The organism is Acidobacteriota bacterium (assembly GCA_016715115.1).
Classification (GTDB): Bacteria; Acidobacteriota; Blastocatellia; order Pyrinomonadales; family Pyrinomonadaceae; genus JAFDVJ01.
This window is the reverse complement of record JADKBM010000016.1, coordinates 58,764-75,434: the sequence shown is the minus strand read 5'-3', so window position 1 is coordinate 75,434 and position 16,671 is coordinate 58,764. Positions and strand designations below refer to the sequence as shown.

The 16,671-nt window shown below is 56.0% G+C and carries 18 protein-coding genes; 7 read left to right on the top strand and 11 right to left on the bottom strand.

Annotated elements, in window-relative coordinates:
• Positions 1–43: 43 nt before the first annotated feature.
• On the bottom strand, positions 44–691 hold the full coding sequence (locus IPN69_18105) for a Crp/Fnr family transcriptional regulator (protein MBK8812626.1): 648 nt from the start codon (positions 689–691) through the stop codon (positions 44–46).
• A gap of 72 nt (positions 692–763) precedes the next feature.
• Between IPN69_18105 and IPN69_18100 the strand changes: the two genes are divergently transcribed.
• Together IPN69_18100 and IPN69_18095 are read left to right on the top strand one after the other, a co-directional pair.
• Positions 764–1,081: a TraR/DksA C4-type zinc finger protein gene (locus tag IPN69_18100; GenBank protein MBK8812625.1), complete on the top strand. Its 318-nt coding sequence runs from the start codon at positions 764–766 to the stop codon at positions 1,079–1,081.
• 236 nt (positions 1,082–1,317) lie between these two features.
• Positions 1,318–1,650, top strand: coding sequence for a hypothetical protein (locus IPN69_18095; protein MBK8812624.1), 333 nt, complete (start codon positions 1,318–1,320; stop codon positions 1,648–1,650).
• A 40-nt stretch (positions 1,651–1,690) separates the two neighbouring features.
• Here IPN69_18095 and IPN69_18090 read toward each other — a convergent pair whose 3' ends face one another.
• The 3 genes from IPN69_18090 to IPN69_18080 form a co-directional block, all read right to left on the bottom strand.
• A complete protein-coding gene (locus tag IPN69_18090) occupies positions 1,691–3,046 on the bottom strand; it encodes a succinylglutamate desuccinylase/aspartoacylase family protein (protein ID MBK8812623.1) in 1,356 nt (451 codons plus the stop codon).
• 231 nt (positions 3,047–3,277) lie between these two features.
• Complete coding sequence (locus tag IPN69_18085; GenBank protein MBK8812622.1) at positions 3,278–3,712, bottom strand: hypothetical protein; 435 nt, start codon at positions 3,710–3,712, stop codon at positions 3,278–3,280.
• 512 nt (positions 3,713–4,224) lie between these two features.
• On the bottom strand, positions 4,225–5,046 hold the full coding sequence (locus IPN69_18080; protein MBK8812621.1) for a hypothetical protein: 822 nt from the start codon (positions 5,044–5,046) through the stop codon (positions 4,225–4,227).
• 77 nt (positions 5,047–5,123) lie between these two features.
• Between IPN69_18080 and IPN69_18075 the strand changes: the two genes are divergently transcribed.
• A complete protein-coding gene (locus IPN69_18075) occupies positions 5,124–5,651 on the top strand; it encodes a hypothetical protein (protein ID MBK8812620.1) in 528 nt (175 codons plus the stop codon).
• The gene (locus IPN69_18070; protein ID MBK8812619.1) at positions 5,648–6,358 is read left to right on the top strand and encodes a hypothetical protein; all 711 of its coding nucleotides are present in this window, start codon (positions 5,648–5,650) and stop codon (positions 6,356–6,358) included. The genes IPN69_18075 and IPN69_18070 overlap by 4 nt, the downstream gene beginning before the upstream one ends.
• Positions 6,359–6,376: 18 nt before the next feature.
• On the opposite strand, the gene IPN69_18065 is transcribed toward IPN69_18070, so the two are convergent.
• Positions 6,377–6,649: an RNA-binding S4 domain-containing protein gene (locus IPN69_18065; GenBank protein MBK8812618.1), complete on the bottom strand. Its 273-nt coding sequence runs from the start codon at positions 6,647–6,649 to the stop codon at positions 6,377–6,379.
• 86 nt (positions 6,650–6,735) lie between these two features.
• A complete protein-coding gene (locus tag IPN69_18060; GenBank protein MBK8812617.1) occupies positions 6,736–7,446 on the bottom strand; it encodes an NYN domain-containing protein in 711 nt (236 codons plus the stop codon).
• Between the two features lie 319 nt (positions 7,447–7,765).
• Between IPN69_18060 and IPN69_18055 the strand changes: the two genes are divergently transcribed.
• From IPN69_18055 to IPN69_18045, 3 genes are all read left to right on the top strand, one after another.
• Positions 7,766–8,758, top strand: coding sequence for a hypothetical protein (locus IPN69_18055; protein MBK8812616.1), 993 nt, complete (start codon positions 7,766–7,768; stop codon positions 8,756–8,758).
• A 128-nt stretch (positions 8,759–8,886) separates the two neighbouring features.
• Positions 8,887–9,600, top strand: coding sequence for a 23S rRNA (guanosine(2251)-2'-O)-methyltransferase RlmB (gene rlmB, locus IPN69_18050; GenBank protein ID MBK8812615.1), 714 nt, complete (start codon positions 8,887–8,889; stop codon positions 9,598–9,600).
• A gap of 289 nt (positions 9,601–9,889) precedes the next feature.
• Positions 9,890–10,327, top strand: coding sequence for a hypothetical protein (locus IPN69_18045; GenBank protein MBK8812614.1), 438 nt, complete (start codon positions 9,890–9,892; stop codon positions 10,325–10,327).
• Positions 10,328–10,339: 12 nt separating this feature from the next.
• Here IPN69_18045 and IPN69_18040 read toward each other — a convergent pair whose 3' ends face one another.
• The 5 genes from IPN69_18040 to IPN69_18020 all read right to left on the bottom strand — a co-directional run bounded on the left by IPN69_18040 (position 10,340) and on the right by IPN69_18020 (position 16,668).
• Positions 10,340–11,176, bottom strand: coding sequence for an SDR family NAD(P)-dependent oxidoreductase (locus IPN69_18040; protein ID MBK8812613.1), 837 nt, complete (start codon positions 11,174–11,176; stop codon positions 10,340–10,342).
• Between the two features lie 52 nt (positions 11,177–11,228).
• Positions 11,229–13,355, bottom strand: coding sequence for a hypothetical protein (locus IPN69_18035; protein ID MBK8812612.1), 2,127 nt, complete (start codon positions 13,353–13,355; stop codon positions 11,229–11,231).
• A 94-nt stretch (positions 13,356–13,449) separates the two neighbouring features.
• Positions 13,450–14,751, bottom strand: a complete 1,302-nt coding sequence (locus tag IPN69_18030) for an NAD(P)/FAD-dependent oxidoreductase (protein ID MBK8812611.1) — start codon at positions 14,749–14,751, stop codon at positions 13,450–13,452.
• Positions 14,752–14,938: 187 nt separating this feature from the next.
• A complete protein-coding gene (locus IPN69_18025; GenBank protein MBK8812610.1) occupies positions 14,939–15,958 on the bottom strand; it encodes a ThiF family adenylyltransferase in 1,020 nt (339 codons plus the stop codon).
• Positions 15,959–15,966: 8 nt separating this feature from the next.
• Entirely contained in the window at positions 15,967–16,668 is a 702-nt protein-coding gene (locus IPN69_18020) for a zf-TFIIB domain-containing protein (GenBank protein ID MBK8812609.1), read from the bottom strand.
• Between the last annotated feature and the right edge of the window lie 3 nt (positions 16,669–16,671).

Below are 16,671 nucleotides of genomic sequence, written 5' to 3'. Positions count from 1 at the left end.
TTAATGCCGTTCGCGCAAAAAACCTTTCAAGTCCTCGAAAAAATCAGTTCTTGAGAAATCGCCCGAGTTCCTTCGCGTCGTCGACATAGATCTTGCCGTGGACGATTCGCAGGAGTCCTCTTTCGGCAAGTTTGCGGGTTGCCCGGATCGTCGTTTCGGTCGTCAATCCGGCCATTTCGGCGATATCCTGACGCCGCAGCGAGATCCGTATCGGGCCGCCATTCTTTTCCGTTTCCTTTGAGAGAAGTTGAATCAGCACGTTTCCGACACGGTGTTCAGGCGAGGCGGTGGCGAGGTTCTTGATGACGGAGGTTTTCTCGCGGAGCATTCCGCACATCCAGTTGATGACCGCGACCGAAAAATCCGGGTGCTCGCGCACAAAAGCGAGAAACTCGTTGCGCAAAATAATCAGCAAACGCGACTCGTCCATTGCGATCGCCGAAGCGGGATACGGCCCGCCGTCGAAAACGGGCGGAACCGCGAACATCTGGCCGTCGGAAAAGATCCCGATGATGATCTCTTTTCCGACTTCGGGATAACGCACCATCTTGACCTTTCCGGAAAGCACGATCGGCAGATGTAGGGCATCTTCACCTTCGGCGAAGATCTCCTCTCCCGGCTGAAAGACCTTGGTTCGGCCACGCTTCTTCAACTCCGGCAGATATTCGTTGTTATTGATATCGAGTTTCATTCGGAATTGTAATTTATATCACATTTTCCGAAGACTATTTCGGTGTAAAGTTGTAAAACCCGTGAGGCAACTATGGAAAACTTTGACGAAATCAGGCAAACGCTGGTCGAACGAAAGGTGAAACTTGCGGAACTTCTCGGGCGCGTCGAAGTTAGCGCCAGACGGCAATTCGACAAGAGCCTTGAAGAACAGGCGATTCAGCGTGAGAACGAAGAGATCCTGACGCAGATCGACGACAATCTGAATCTGGAGTTTGTGCAGGTCGAACGCGCTCTCGCGCGGCTCGATGCCGGAGATTATGGTTTTTGTGAAAATTGCGGCGACAAGATCGCGAGCAATCGGCTTCAGGCCATTCCGCAAACCAGCTTTTGCCTTAAATGCGCCGCGTAACTGATTGCGGCCTCGGATCTTGGATTTTGGCGACCAATCTTGGATGTCTGGCTGACGCATGCCTTTTTGTCTCTCTCTCGACCTGCCTTGAAGCTGTTCCCCGTCGAAAGATCGAAAAGCGGAATCAAACGTCGTCGTCGACGTGATCGCGATTCCGATTTGAATCCGGCAGGTCGGAATCCAAATCGTTCGGCTTTCACGGCTCGGATCGCGTCCTAACTATCGGAGATGAGGAATTGAACAATGACTCGTCTGGGGAGGTGTGTTATGTTGCGCAAGATAATTATTTTTCGCTCCTTAGTTTTGGCCTGTTCGCGGTTTGTGCGTCGGCTCAGGTTCGCCGGCCGCGCGGGGTGCGGATCGATCGTCCGACGCAGAATCGCTACTGGAATCAAAATCGGAACTGGAATCAGACACGTCTCGGCGGATTCAACCGGCTCGATTTCAATAACGACGGTTATGTTTCATTCGTCGAATGGCGCGGCAACCGGCGCGCGTTCGAACGGCTCGATTTCAATAACGACGGTCTGATCTCGCGTTTCGAATGGCAATTTCGCAAGCGAAGGTAGCGACAACCTCACGAGTTGCGTGTTTACGCGTGTCTCGTACCTAACCAAGAAACGGCGAGGAAGTGTCGAATCTTCTGCGGCTGACGACCAGTTTCTTGTTTTTCCAGCGGCGTTTTCTGAATCCCAGAAGGTGGAAGATCTGCAACGGGAAAAACCGCGCGATTCGCGTGTCGATCTCCCAGATGTCCGGATCTTCGTCACTGCGCCAGACGCCGGGAAGAATGCGCACGGCATTCCCGAGCTTCATTTTTCGCAAAAGCCAAGACAGTTTGAGCCAAAAAGGCGCGATCTCGCGACCGATGAAAAATCCGTCCTCGCCGAGTTTCTGATAGAGCGGCATAAGTATCAAGCCGCTTTCGGGCGCGAGAACGGACCCCGTTCTCTGTTCGGCGAGCGGCGCGTCCTTTTCGATCTTTTGAAAGTTATTGAAACCGGGCCGCATCGTGAAATCGTCATCGGCAGTTATCGCATGGCGATAGCGGATCTCGACGACCCGCGTACACCCGGTCGCGCCGGCAAGCGCAGCGTGATGCTTTTCGTATTGCGGGCAGTCTTCGCGACGGAGAATCCCGGAGTTTACCAATCCGAGCCAGATCAGCGCTTCGTGATTATCGACAGTGGTTTCGGCATAATGCTGGCCGGCCTCGTAACCAAAAGTGATCGCCCCGAGATTATTTAGATATTCGAGGATCGTGCCGTCAAGCTGTTCTTCGATCCCCAGAAGAAGCGTCACGGGAAATTTCTGTGCGAACGTTCGATTGCGGAGCGTGTCGCCGACCGTTGCGAACGGTACACCCTCGGCGGAGGTTGAATGAAAATCCATCGCGTAAACCTCGTTGCGGGCATCTGCGATGACGCGGTCGAGGATCGCGAGCAGTTCGATTTGTTCGGTGTCTTCGTTGAGCGGGCCAGGATTCTTCCGGTTTTGGGCTATTCGTTCAAGCGTGAAATGGCGATTCAGGTCGGAGTCGATGAATCGTATGCCCTGGCGGTATGCGCGGGTGTTGCCGGCCAGAAGGACGACCCGGCCGCGGAGTTTCGAGACAATCGGCCGCAATTTGGCGCAGGCGCGCCCGATGGCGCGGACGCCGCCGGCTTCATTTCCGTGAACGCTGCCAAAGACGATCAAAGTCGGCCCCGACTCGTCGCCGCAGTATTCGAACAAAAGATGACCGCCGGGCAAAACTTCCGGTTTATCGACTTGAGGCGCAACGGCTGACATCAACATTATTTTCGCACTTTTCGCCGTCAAAATCACGGGCGCGGCGGATTCAAGATTCCAGAGATTCAAGATTCCAGATATTCCAGATTCCAGATATTCCAGATTCCAGAGATTCAAGATTCCAGATATTCCAGATATTCCAGATTCCAGAGATTCAAGATTCCAGAGATTCAAGATTCCAGATATTCAAGATATTCCAGATTCCAGAGATTCAAGATTCCAGAGATTCCAGATTCCAGAGATTCAAGATTCCAGAGATTCAAGATTCCAGAGATTCAAGATTCCAGATATTCAAGATTCCAGATATTCAAGATTCCAGATATTCAAGATTCCAGATATTTCAGATTCAAAGCTCAAAGCTCAAAGCTCAAAGCTCAAAGCTCAAAGCTCGAATCCCAAACCGCGCTATTCTTCAACGATCTTCACTTTCGTGAAATAGACCTTTCCGGTCTTTTCGTTCTTCTGAACGACCGGCAGGTACTTTCCCCAGAATGTGAGAAGTTCGCCCTTGCGGCGCTCGAGCGTCAGGAGCAGATCGCCTTCCGCATACGGTTCGAGAACGTTGTCCTCGTTGTACGAATTGAAATAGATCAGCAATTTCTCGCCCTCGACGCGCGCGTTGCCGACAAGGTCGCGCGACGTCTGAAAGCCCGTGCCGCGGATCAAAGCGATCAATCCGTCGTCCGAATCTGTGATCTCGAGCTCGTGATTGACGATGATCGCCGTGCCGCCGGAGGTCTTGCCGCCGAGTTCCTCAAATTCGTATCGTCCGGTCCAGCGTTCCTGGGCGAAGGCCGCCGTTGCGAAGATTGTAAGCAGTAAGAATAAGATAGGTTTCATAATTTCGGCCTCGATCAAATTCCAGACTCCAGATTCCAGATTCGGGAGCTTTGAAATACAGGCTTGAAGGAAATCGGCGGCAGTTTAACCACAGATGAACACGGATCGGCGGGATGAGATCATGTATTTTTTCGACCGTGATGGCGCCGAATTGGTCTCAAATCATCGTTTTCATCCCGACCCATCCGTGTTCTGTCAAGAACGGCCTGTCGCTTCAATCAAGCAGGTTTTTCAAAGTTCCCGATTCCAGATTCCACATTAATTTCCAACCGCCTTTCGTTCACGAATTAACACAGATGAGTGGATAAAGCCGACTTGAAAACCGATCTGTGTTCAGAAGTGTTCTGTCAATCATCATTCATCCGCTTTCAACTGCTCCGAAATAAGAACTGCGATCCGGCATTTCCGTAATATTAAGTCTATCTGAGTTAACCCGTGAAAAAAAGACGATTTGTCTCATTCAACCCGGTCACCAAAAGCTGGATTGGCTAGAACGTTATTCCGTTGAATCCTCAGAATCCCATAACCAGAAGGTTCTTTGCCGCTTTCAGACTGATTTTCTGAAACCTCGCGTAGGCCGCGGCGGCGCGTTCGCGGATCTGCTCCGGTTTTTCGTTCAAAACCCAACCGTCGAGCGCGTCGTGCAGAATATACGCTTCGGGCGCCATCAGATTGGTTGTCCAAAGCAGCGGATTTGCACCGGCATCTTTGAGCGGTTGGAAAAAATAACTCCGACTCGCGCAAGCGAGAACGACCGCATCGCGAGAAGTCCCATCCGAGTTCTCGATCTGCCGATCGAGTTTGAAATCCATCAAGCCGTTGTGGCCCACAAACGCAACGAGATCGCTCCCGCCGGCGATCTGCAAGGATGTGTCATCGACCTTTATGTTCTCGCGGTTCTTCCCGGAAACCGCATCTAAAAAGGCATCGATCGTTTGCCTCATCCGGCTGCCGCGGTAGGCATCGGCGACGAGATAAACGTTCGCGTCCCGACGTTTGAAAACGAGCCGTTCCAGAACGTTTTCCGAGGGGTTTGCGATCGATTCGATCAGTTTCCATTTCTTCGATTTGGAAAAAAAGGTCTTCACCCCAAACGCCGCGCCCCAATAGAGATTCCTTTCCGGGTCCTCGCCGTTGCCGAGATGGGCCGGGACGGGAACGATTCCTTGAAACTCGTTATCGCAAAGAGCAACGAGAACGTGAACGACGCGTCCCGGATTCGTCGTCTTTTCGATCCGTTCCGGTGTCGGCGAGACCGTCTTGTTGTCGGTCAGGACCTGCGCCGTCGAGCAAGCGGCGAGCAAAAGGCAAAGCAACGGGAAAAACTTCTTCATAGACAAAAATCCGCGCCCGCTTGATAATTGAATCGGATCGCGGAAAACCGACATCCGAGGTTGGGTCGATTGTAACAATGAATGAAAAGCTAATCCAGACTTTCGGGATAATTCTCGTCGCCGTATATGGGGTGTTCGTCATTTGGATCTACGCGGCGGCGCCCAAGGATCTCGGGCAGATGTCGACCAAGGCGCGCGAAACGGTCGAGAATCTGACGACCAAAGGCGGCGTCGTGCTTGGCACATACGAAGTCGACCAAACCAGGTTCACGGCGGCCCTCGGCGAGTTTCGGCGGGACAATTTCGTTGCGGCGCGCGACGGGTTTCTTCGCGCCGACCCCGAACGCCGCGATGCCCGGACGCAGTTCTACATCGCTTACAGCTACTATCGACAAGGATTCGGAAAGGTCTACAGCGACGACGAACTTTTCAAGAAAGGACTCGCCGAGGTCGAAAAAGTGGTCGAACTCGACCGCGACTTCAAGTCCGACGACGGCGACCTGAAACTCCGTACTGCGGCCGAACTCAAGAGTGAATTCGAGGACGGACTCCGCCTGACGGCCGATGATTTCAATCCTTTCAAACTGACGCGAGAACGAAAATGACCAATGAATCCCTTGAAATCGAGATCATCGAAGGCGAACTTGTTCCGGTCGCCGGCGCATCGCAATCACGGAATCGAACATCGAATATCCACGACCAGCGGACATATCTCTTGATTCCATTTCTCTTTCTGACGGTCGCGCTGCTCGGAGGATTGCGGATCGGCTCGGAAAAGAGCGATTTCATTTTTGTGAGGCCGGCGCTGTTTTGCCTGATCTCGGCAGCCATCCTGCTGGTCTTGTTTTTTCGCGCCGGGCTCTTGCGGCTCGACGGGTGGTTTTCGGAAGATTTTTCGACCCTCAAGAATGTTGCCAACGGCGCGGTCGTCGTTTCGTTGTTCGCGGCGTCGGTCCAGATCTTCAACTCGCTGCTTCCGGAACTCGGACTTCCGTTCTGGGTCGTCGCGTTCTGTTTCTTCTGGACGCTTTGGAACAACCTTTTCGCCGAGTTCGACACCCGCCGGCTGATCCGCAGCCTGGGCGCGCTCTTTGGACTCGCGTTCGTCGTCAAATATTTGATTCTGCTCAATTTAACCGCACCCGCGACGGAAAGTTGGTGGCAGGGGATCATGGCGAATCCGGGAAAGGAAAGCGTCACGTGGCTGTTCAGCCTGCCGAGATACGCCGCCGCGACCGGTTACATTCAATTTTTTACAGTGATCTTTTATCTGCTGGGATTGTTTCTCTTAAAGCCCGAAACGGAAAAATGATCGGTCGCCGTCCGTCACTTACAAACCCGGATCCACGGCGGTTTCGGACAGGATCTCGTAGAGCCCCGAAGCGTCAGACTTCGCGATCTGTTTCTTGTCCGGAACGATGAGAATCTTAAGGCGCGTGATCCGATCGCGGCGCCGTACCTCGATCTCGTCACCGGGATGTAGGTCTTTCGACGACTTCGCCGTCTGTCCGTTGACCGCGATCAAACCGGCATCGCAAAACTCCTGCGCCAGCGAACGGCGGGCCATCAAACGGCTGATTTTGAGGAAAAGGTCGAGACGCATAGCGATTTTGGATTTTGGATTTTAGATTTTAGACTCTGGACCAAAATCAAAGATCAAAGGCCAAAGTTCAAAACGTAAACGCCCTTCTATTTGTCGTCGGAAACCCGGACGAGGTCGTTCTCGGTTTCCTCGTCGGCAAAGCTCTGCTGGTAATTTATCTCGTTGTTGATGCGGGCAAAACTCTCGTTGGCACGGCCGCGCGGCGGCGTGGTTTGGCCGACCGGCTCCGGCGGGACAAAACTCGGAACATCGTAATGTCCGCCTTGCGTTGCGTCCTTTCGAACAAGCTCCGCGATATCCCCGAGATCGATAAAGAAATCGGCGACATCGATCAACCGCGGCGCCGTGTTCGACCGAAAGCCGGCGACTTCGACACGGCAGCCCTTGTACGCGACGGCGTTGATCGCATAAACGAAATCCTCATCTCCCGATACCAAAACCGCGGTGTCATAACGTCCGGCCAGGGAAAGCATATCGACCGCGATCTCGACATCGAGATTGGCCTTTCGAGTGCCGTCATAGAACGTTTTCAGTTCCTTCTGTACGACCCGAAAGCCGTTTCGCCGCATCCACAACAAAAATCCTTGCTGACGTTCGGCGCCGGCGTCGACGCCGGTGTAGAAAAAGGCCCGCAACAAACGGCCGTCGCCGAGCAAAACACGCAAAAGCTTGTTGTAGTCTATGTCGATGTTGTGAAAGCGCGCGGCGTGGAACAGATTGTTGCCGTCGATGAAAACGGCGACACGTCCGCGATGCCCAAACTGCCATGACGAGCTGGTAGTCGTATCAAACTGCATTGTTTCCCCTTACTCCAGGATTTCTAAGACGGGAAACGAACACCGACGTTCGCAAAACGGGGACTTTGGTAATAGGATCGAAAAAAAAGTTAGGTTTCCGAACTGAATTGATTTCTAAAATCAACAATCAAAAAATTTCTCAAAAGCAGTCTGTAAATTTTCTTGTTCCGATCGTTTTCCGGCAGTCGATTTCGTCGATTTTCCGTCTGGTCTAGTTTGCCTTTTTCGACGCCCTGCGGTCAAGCAATGTGTTTAACAAATGTCGGTCGATCTTTTGGGTAGTCGAAACCGCCGCAAATATCGGATAATGTCTCCTGCGATGAGCGAATCAACCGATAAACAACCTGCGGATGCGATGCCGATTCAGTCGGAGAACATCGCGTTTGCGGCCGAAGAAATGGTCACCTGCGCCGAATGCGCGCGGAAAAATCCGCCGACGCGTTTGAATTGCGTCTACTGCGGCGCCGAATTCGAGATCTCCGAGGTCGACGGCGGCAAGATCAAGCCGACGCTGCGCAGGCTCGAAGCCTGGGAAAAGGGATTCAACCTGATCGTCTCGCCGGCGGATCCGGCCGGTCGGGCAGCGATCGCGCGCGACTTCAAACTCGAGCCCGAAGCGGTCGGTCGGCTTTTCGAATCCGGAAAAAGATTGCCGATCGCGCGCGTCGAATCCGACAAGGAGTGCCGTCTTCTTCGGGATATCCTCGCCAAGCACGGCGTCGAATCGATGATCGTCAGCGATGAGGAGCTTGCGGCCGATACGCCGCCAAGACGTTTGCGCGGAATCGAGTTTGGCGAATCCGGCGCGCGGTTCGTGCTTTTCAACGACGAATCGACGATCGAGATCGAGCCGGACGAACTCGAAGTGATCGTCACCGGGGCGGTATTTCAAAAGGCCATCGAAGCGACCGAAAAGCGAAAGAAAGGACAGACGCGTATGATCAACGCGACGGAGACCGCGTCAGACGAGCCGGTTCTCGATATCTACATCCACGGCGAAGCCCTGGGTTTTAGAATCACGACCGCGGGATTTGATTTTTCCTGTCTCGGAGCCGAGAAAGGGATTCTTGCGCGTGAGAATCTCAAGCGACTCACGGTGCGGCTCAACGAGTTTGCGCCCAAAGCAAAACTGGTCGATGATTATCTCAAACTGCGCGACGTTCTGGGCGAGGTTTGGGAAGTCGAAAACCGAAAGGATTCGCAAGGAATGAAGCGTTCGAGTTTCGGCCGGTTCGACCTGATGACTGTCTCGTCGAGCAGCAACTTACGCCAGTTCAACAAATACTCGCGATTGCAGCGACACGTCATATGAAGAAACAAAATTCCGGGAGGATCGACAAACGCCGCGACCGGCCGGCCCCGCGTTCCGCCGTCAAACCCGCCCCGCGTCCGTCGCGTCCGGAACCTCGCGAGGAACGTAGCGGATCGCTCTATGGTCTGATGCCCGTGCTTGAGACATTGCGCGCGAATTCGCGCCGCATCGAGAAGATCCTGATCGCCGACGGCGCGCGTGAACACCGGATCACGGAGATCATTGACCTCGCGCGCGCGGCCGGGATTCCGTTTCAGAAAATTCCGCGCGAGGGGCTTGAGCGTTACGTCGAGCGCGGCGCGAATCATCAGGGCGTGGTCGCGATCGCGGCCGCGGCCGATTACTCTGATGCCGACAAACTTCTCGAAGAGATCGCCGCGATGAAGGCGCCGCTGGTCGTAATTCTTGACGGCATCGAGGATCCGCGGAATCTGGGGGCGGTGCTGCGGACCGCGGAATGCGCCGGAGTCAACGGTGTTTTCATCCCCGAACATCGTGCCGCCGGGCTGACCGACACCGTCGTGAAAACGTCCGCAGGTGCGACGGCGCACGTGAAGATTGCCAAGGTCCGCAACCTGAACCGTTTGATTGAGCAGTTGAAATCGAATAACATTTGGGTCGTCGGGACCAGCGGTTCGGAGGATTCGGAGTATTCGGAGTGGGATTGGACCCGTCCGACGGCCCTGGTTCTGGGCGGCGAAGGAAAAGGGCTGCACCGTCTCGTGGCCGAGAACTGCGACGCCCTCGTGAAGATCCCGATGCAGGGAAAGATAGAATCACTGAACGTTTCGGTCGCCGCCGGCGTTATTCTTTTCGAAGCCGTCAGGCAGAGGAATCTCTGATTTTGGATTTTGGATTGGGCGCGGAAACAAATTGATCCGCGGCCGGACAAATTTTATTTTGTGGGCCGTCGTCGCGGTATCCGGAGTTCCCGGATCGGGAAGTCTGATCGCCGACGACGATTGCAGATCTGGTGTCATTCAGCTTATGTTTTGCCCGAAATGTGGAACCAAAAACCCCGACGCGGGGAAATTCTGCCGAAGTTGCGGGTCCGATCTGAGCGTTGTTTCGGATGCGATAAGCGGCGAACGGCGTGACTTGGCCGGCAGTGTTTTCGAGGGCAATGACAGGTTGTCGCGAAGGCATCGGATTCGAACCGACCCCGACGAGGCCTGGAGCGCGGGAGTCCGTCAGACGATCTTTGGGATCGGATTTCTGATCATTTCATACGTCCTGTTTGCAACCAACGTCGCCGGCGGCAACGCTTGGTGGTGGGCGATGCTCTTTCCGGCTTTTTCATTTCTTTCCGGCGGAATCTCAAACATCGTCCGCGGTCGTCGCCTGGAAAAACGACAGATGGTCGGCGGTATCGCTCCCGACACGCATAATCAGATTCCCGGGAACGGGCCGCTTTCGGCGTTGCCGCCGGTTCAGACCGGGTTCGTTCGCCCCGATTCGGCGTACTCGACCGGCGACCTTGTTCCGCCGAGCGTCGTTGAAAACACGACGCGTCACCTCGCGATCGACGATGAGGGCGAAACGATGACGCTGCCCAAGAAACCGAACTGAACGGCGCGTCCGCTATTCTTTCTTTCTCAGATCCAACCTGTGTCCCGAAATCCTCTCGATCACGCGGAGATATCTGCGCGGGAAGAGCCTTGAGACATAGTTGATCGCATACGCATCTTTTCCGATCAAGATTCTTGGGTTGTCATTTTTGATTCCGCGAACGATCGTCTCGGCGGCGTCTTCCGGGGACGTTTGCGCGACCAGGTCAAAAAACTCCACGCCTTGATCCTTGAATTCTTTCGGCGTCTTCTCGCCGATCCGGGAATTGCGCGCGATATTGGTTTTGATGCCGCCCGGATGAACGCTCGAGACGCGGATATGCGTTTCTTCAAGTTCGTGGCGAAGAGATTCCGTGAACCCGCGAACGGCGAATTTCGACGCGCAATAGGCCGTCTGTTCGGGCGGGGCGACGAGACCGAAAACGCTTGAGATATTGACGATATGGGCCGATTCCTGTTCTTTCAAGATCGGCAAAAAGACACGGCAACCGTAAACGACTCCCCAAAAATTGATGCCCATCAGCCATTCGAAGTCTTCGAGCGAGATCTGTTCGAAAGTTCCCATCAGGCCGACACCGGCGTTGTTGATCAAATGCGTCGCCCGCCCGTGTTTTGCGACAACCTCTTCGCGGAGCCGTTCGATCTGATCCAGCTTCGACGTATCGACGATATGGGTTGAGACGGGAACGGGTCCGGTGGCCAGTTGTGCCGTTTCAACGAGCCCGGCGCCGTTCACGTCGCAAATCGCGATCCCGGCGATTTTCTCTTTCGAAAATCGGACGGCGAGCGCGCGGCCGATGCCCGACGCGGCTCCGGTAATGACGACAACGCTTTTGCTGTTCAACGACATACGATTGCGGGCTGCGGAATGAACGGCGCCGCCTGAAGGCGGAACTCCGAACCTATTTTCGAACGATCACGCGCGCGTTTCCGGAATTGCCGTTGGCGTCGAACGCGCGGAGCGTGACGGCGGTTTCGCCGGCGGCGACCGGAATTTCGAACGAGTAGCGCTCTTTCGGACCGTCGGAGATGCCGTCTTCGGCGTAGACCGTTCGCCACTCGCCGCCGTTTACGCTGTATTCGGCACGATTGATGAAACTCGACGCGTCCGACGCCTCAAAAACGACGCGCGCCTTGTCAGCCGACACCGCCGGCGCTCCGGCCGCGGTCACGACTGGCGCCGTATTGTCGATATCGAACGGCTCACTGATGCGCTCGCCGCGCAATTCCTGTCCCGCCGGATTCGAAGGCGAATCCTTGGCAACGATACGGAAAACATAGCGGCCGTCGGCGAGCGATTGACCATCGATCGTGTAGAAGTTGTCGGCGAGGTCCTGTTTCAGGATCTTGAAGCCGGATTCGCCGAGTTCGCGATAAAAAACGTCATAAACGATCCGGTCTCCGTTGCGGTCCTCAGACGTCCATTGCAGCGCGCGGGCCCCGCGCTGGTAAACGCGGCGCGGCGGAATCGGTACGATCTGGACGCCGAAGAGGATCGGATCCATCCCCGAAAGTTCGATGTTCGGATCAAGCTGGATCGGCGGATTCGGCGCAAGCCCGACGTTTGTCGCGAGAATCTGGATCGACGTCACCTCCGGCGCGATGTTGCGTCCGAGGAACGAGACGCTGACCTCGCTCAAACTGCCCGCGCCTTTGAAAACCGCCCGCCATTGGAAATACTTCGCCTTCGGGCTCGAGATCTGCGTCCCCTTCGGGTCAGCCGCCGGCGAACTCCAACCGCTCCACGATTCGTCGGGCCGCTCGGTGTTTCCGCTTCGTGTCTGGAGCGTCACGCCTCCGGTCGAGCGCCACCAAATGCGTCCCCAGCTGGCGGTTGCTTTGGCGTCGAGTACGGCCGAATCGTAAGTTCCCTCGGCGTTTGTTTCGGCGCCGAAACGGTAAAGTTTGCCCTGATTGCTCGAGGTCGCGAAGATGTTACGCTCGTCGGTGCGGAGCGTCGAGATCTGGCCCTCGTCGGTCTGCAGGACCAGTGTCTCGCTGCCGTCGTTGCGGACGTCGTAGACACGTCCCTTGTCCGATGTTCCGATTAATACGCCGAGGCGGTGCGCCGCAATCGCGAACGCTCCAATGGCCGGCGATGTCCAGATGACATCGCTCCCGCCGTCGGGGAAGATCCTGTAAACGGCCGACTTTGCCGTCGAAAGATCGTAACGGCTTTTCAATTGTTCGGTCGGGACGAGCGTCGGACGCTCGACGGAAACCGTTTTCGTCTCGGCCGTAGCCGGGGTCGTTTCGGTTTTCGCCGTCAGCGATTCGCTGAGCGCCAGCGCGTAAACCGAACCGTCGGGGCCAATCGCGAGTTCGTGGATCTCTCGCAGCGACGAATCGAGCATCGCAAACGGCTTGCCGTCGGTTCCGAATCTAAGCACAAGTCCGTTCGAATCGGTTCCGGCGAACAGATTGCCCGACTTGTCGGCGGCGAGCGAGATGATGTGCGTTTCGCTGGTGTCGAACAAAAGCGAGGCGTCGGCGGCCGATCCGGCCGACTTGACCTTGAAGATCTTTCCGTTCTCGCCGGTTGCGACCGCGAGGCTCCCGTCGGCCATCACGGCGAGCGCCCAGATGTACTTTTCCTTCGGCTCAAAATAAACCGAATCCTTCCCCGATGCGTCGAGCCGGTAGACTTTTCCGTCCGGCGAAGTCGCAGCGAAGATCTCGCCCGACTTTCCGACCGCCAGCGCGGCAACGTTCAGTTCGCCGAGATCCGCGAAAAGCGCGCCTTTGCCGGTCGTGTCAACTTTGAAGACCTTGCCGTCCGCGCCGCTTCCGAGATAGACGTTCCCGACGGCATCGACCGCGCTCGACCAAACATACGGCTGATCGGTTTTGAACACTTCAGTCAGTTTGGGCGCCATCGACAGCGTGCCGTTCGAATCGATCGAAACCCCGCGCGCATCGCCGCGCAGGACGTCGGCGCGCGAGTTCACCGACCAAACGAGCGGTTCGGAGGCGATGACGCAGGTGATTGACGAAAAGAGTAAAAGGGCGAGAAAAAGATGTTGTTTCATTGGTTGTGACAAAAAAGATTTTGATTAGTATTACCAAAATTCAGCGAGAAAAGCACTTAACGCCGGCGGAATTGCATCAGTTTCTATGACTCGTTCAATCGCCCGCGGGTTGCTCGCGCGGAGTTTCACCCCGATGTTCCTGAATTCCCAGTTCGCCGGCATCGCCTGTGATCAGGCGCGCGTTGCGTTCGCGGGTGAGATAAGCCCAGAACCAGCTTGAAAGGACATAGATCCGGTTTCGAAAGCCGATCAGCGTGATCAAATGGACGAAGAGCCAGGCGAGCCAGGCGATGAAGCCCGAGAGCTTGATCTTGCCCTTTTCGGCGATCGCGCGGCTTTTGCCGATCGTCGCCATCGAACCCTTGTCACGGTACTTGAATTCGCGACGCGGCTTTGACATCGAGTCGCCCAAGATGTTTGCGACCGCAAGATCGGCCATCTGCATCGCCGCCGGCGCAACGCCCGGAACTGGTTTGCCGTCGTCCTTCAGCAGGCTCACCATATCGCCGATGACGAAAACATCCGCGTGATCCGGAAGCGAAAGATCGTTCTTGACCTTTACGCGGCCGGCGCGGTCGGTTTCGGCGCCGAGCAATTTCCCGAGCGGGGACGCCGCCACTCCGGTCGCCCAAACTGCGACCTCACAGGTGATCCACTTGTCATTGACCTTGATCCGGCCGTCCTCGACGTCGGTGACCATACTGTTGAGACAAACCTCGACGCCGAGGTCCTCGAGTTGTTTTTTCGCCTTTTCGGATAGCTCGGGCGAAAAAGTGTTGAGCACCCGGTCACCGCCCTCGAAGAGCATCACCAGCGCGCGGCGCGTGTCGATCAGGTTGAAATCGTTTGCCAATGCCTCGCGCGCGATCCCGGCGATCGCTCCGGCGACCTCGACCCCGGTCGCTCCGGCGCCGATGACGACGAAGTTCAGGTGTCTCTTGACGCCCGTCAGATACGCGTCGCGTTCGGCAAGCTCGAAAGCAAGCAGAACGCGCCGCCGGATCTCGAGCGCGTCTTCGAGTGTTTTCAGTCCCGGAGCGGACTTTTCCCAGTGATCGTTGCCGAAATATGAATGCCGCGCGCCGGCGGCGACGATCAGATAGTCGAACCCGATCTCGGATCCGTCCATAAGCTTTACGATCTTTGCCTTAAGATCGAATCCGACGACCTCGCCGAGAATCACCTCGACGTTCTTCGCTTTGTGCAGAATTCGTCGTATCGGCGATGCGATCTCGCCGGGCGAGAGCACGGCCGTCGCGACCTGATACAGCAGCGGCTGAAACGTGTGATGATTCTTGCGGTCGATGAGCGTGACTTCGAAAGACTTGCCGGCCAATGCCTTCGCCGCCTGCAAACCGCCGAATCCGCCGCCGATGATGACGATCTTTTTGTTCATATTCTCAATCTCAACTTCGTCAATCAATTACGCGCAGATTGGCTGGTTTTCGGATCAACAGCCCTTGATCGGATTCGGGCTGTGAGCCGCGAGCGATGAGCTTTGAGTCCGTTTCGGAGTCCAATACGGTTCCTTGATCGGCTGTGAGTCGCGAGCGCTCGGCTATCAGTCCGTTTTCGAATTCCGATCACGTTCCAATGTATCGCGCGTAAAGCCCGCGGGCGATCGTGACGTCGTCGGTGCCTTTGATGATCGCGCGCGCGTCGCCGAAGACCGTAATCTCGAAGCCGTCGGCCGCGAATCTCACGAGATATTCATTCAGTTTGACATCACCGCGCGTGCGAAGGCGTTCGGCCAGTGCCGGAAGATCGATCGCAGTCGCGTTGGGCGGTCGGATCTGAACTGAATCGCGGCCGCAAAGTGTTGTAAACAGTTCGCTTTCGGTCGCCAAAAGGAACTCGAACCGATGCTTCGCGCAGCATTCGCAGTCGTCGTTCGGCCGGCCGAGCCGGATCTTCCGCCAGTCGTTCCGCCAGATATCGATCTGCAGAAGTGAACCGTGGAGTTCGCCGGTCTTGCCGATCAGTATCTTGATCGCTTCGGTGGTCTGGATCGCCGAAATGCTCGCGATTATCGGCTGAATGACGCCCTCCGTATCGCAAGTCGGCGCGCTGCCGGCGGTAGGGATCTCTTCGAAAACGCATCTCAGACAAGGTGTTCTACCGGGCAGGATCGTCATCGAAGTGCCGTAAGCCGAGACCGCCGCTCCGTAGATCCAGGGCTTTCCAAGTTTGACGGCGGCGTCGTTCAGCAGATAGCGAATCTGAAAATTGTCGGCCCCGTCGACCGCAAGATCGACATCGTTGATCAGATCTTCGATGTTTGTGTGATTGATGTCGGCGACGATCGCGTCGATTTGAATGTCCGAGTTGATCGCCTCGATGCGCTTCTTGGCCGCGACGGCTTTCGGCAAACGCTCAAGCGCGTCCGATTCGGAATAAAGCGACTGGCGCTGCAGGTTCGAAAATTCGACGAAGTCGCGGTCGACGATCCGAAGAAAACCAACGCCCGCGCGGGCGAGCGTTTCGGCGTGCGCCGCGCCGAGCGCTCCCGCGCCGACAACCAAGACACGCGCCTCGTTCAGGCGCCGCTGGCCGTCGGCGCCGATCCCGGGAAACAAGATTTGCCGGCTGTATCGGTCTTGCATAATCGATCTCAGTCGAAGATTTGCCTCAGGAAGCCGGCGATCGGCGAACGCGTGTCGAAGTAATCTTCCCCGCGGACCCGCGAGTCGCGGAGCGCGGCGCGTTCGCGATCGATCATTTCGCGCCTCTGCTCATCAAGCTGCCGCTTTTCCTTGTCGCGCTGGAGATCGATTCCGCCTTGCCGTATGAATTCGATGATCTTCGGCAGTTCCTCCGCATCGCACCAAACGCCGTGTTTCCGGCACGTGTCGATGATGACGCCGGACGACCGGGCAAAGTTGCTGCGATTCATCAGATTCTTGCATTCCGGGCAGGGAACGTAACTGATCTTCGACGCCGACGTCGCCCGCGACGGTTTCATTGAACGCAGCACGGCGGCTTGTTTTTCCTGGTCCGCGCAAACGCGCTCGAAGGTTGCGACATCGATCCACATTCCGTCGCATCGTTCGCATTCTCCGAGTTCGAGGCCCTCGACGGCGAGCGTTTGAAGAGCCGATCTGCAGCGCGGACAGTCGCCCAATTTCCGGTCGGCGACCGCGACCGATGCGACCGCTTCGCCGCAGTGCGAACAGTGTTTCGCGCCGACGAACATCAGTCCGAGACATTTTACGCAAGCGACCGTTTTCAGCCGCGATCCGCAAAAACGGCAAAAACTGCTGTCAGAGGTGACGTTGCCGCCACAGTTTGGACAATTGAGGGCTTCGATCTTCATCAT

Bases quoted from the DNA above. Each gene is read 5' to 3' on its own strand.
- IPN69_18105 (MBK8812626.1), bottom strand. From the start codon at position 691: ATGAAACTCGATATCAATAACAACGAATATCTGCCGGAGTTGAAGAAG.
- IPN69_18100 (MBK8812625.1), top strand. From the start codon at position 764: ATGGAAAACTTTGACGAAATCAGGCAAACGCTGGTCGAACGAAAGGTG.
- IPN69_18085 (MBK8812622.1), bottom strand. From the start codon at position 3,712: ATGAAACCTATCTTATTCTTACTGCTTACAATCTTCGCAACGGCGGCC.
- IPN69_18080 (MBK8812621.1), bottom strand. From the start codon at position 5,046: ATGAAGAAGTTTTTCCCGTTGCTTTGCCTTTTGCTCGCCGCTTGCTCG.
- IPN69_18075 (MBK8812620.1), top strand. From the start codon at position 5,124: ATGAATGAAAAGCTAATCCAGACTTTCGGGATAATTCTCGTCGCCGTA.
- IPN69_18070 (MBK8812619.1), top strand. From the start codon at position 5,648: ATGACCAATGAATCCCTTGAAATCGAGATCATCGAAGGCGAACTTGTT.
- IPN69_18065 (MBK8812618.1), bottom strand. From the start codon at position 6,649: ATGCGTCTCGACCTTTTCCTCAAAATCAGCCGTTTGATGGCCCGCCGT.
- IPN69_18060 (MBK8812617.1), bottom strand. From the start codon at position 7,446: ATGCAGTTTGATACGACTACCAGCTCGTCATGGCAGTTTGGGCATCGC.
- IPN69_18055 (MBK8812616.1), top strand. From the start codon at position 7,766: ATGAGCGAATCAACCGATAAACAACCTGCGGATGCGATGCCGATTCAG.
- rlmB (MBK8812615.1), top strand. From the start codon at position 8,887: ATGCCCGTGCTTGAGACATTGCGCGCGAATTCGCGCCGCATCGAGAAG.
- IPN69_18040 (MBK8812613.1), bottom strand. From the start codon at position 11,176: ATGTCGTTGAACAGCAAAAGCGTTGTCGTCATTACCGGAGCCGCGTCG.
- IPN69_18035 (MBK8812612.1), bottom strand. From the start codon at position 13,355: ATGAAACAACATCTTTTTCTCGCCCTTTTACTCTTTTCGTCAATCACC.
- IPN69_18030 (MBK8812611.1), bottom strand. From the start codon at position 14,751: ATGAACAAAAAGATCGTCATCATCGGCGGCGGATTCGGCGGTTTGCAG.
- IPN69_18025 (MBK8812610.1), bottom strand. From the start codon at position 15,958: ATGCAAGACCGATACAGCCGGCAAATCTTGTTTCCCGGGATCGGCGCC.
- IPN69_18020 (MBK8812609.1), bottom strand. From the start codon at position 16,668: ATGAAGATCGAAGCCCTCAATTGTCCAAACTGTGGCGGCAACGTCACC.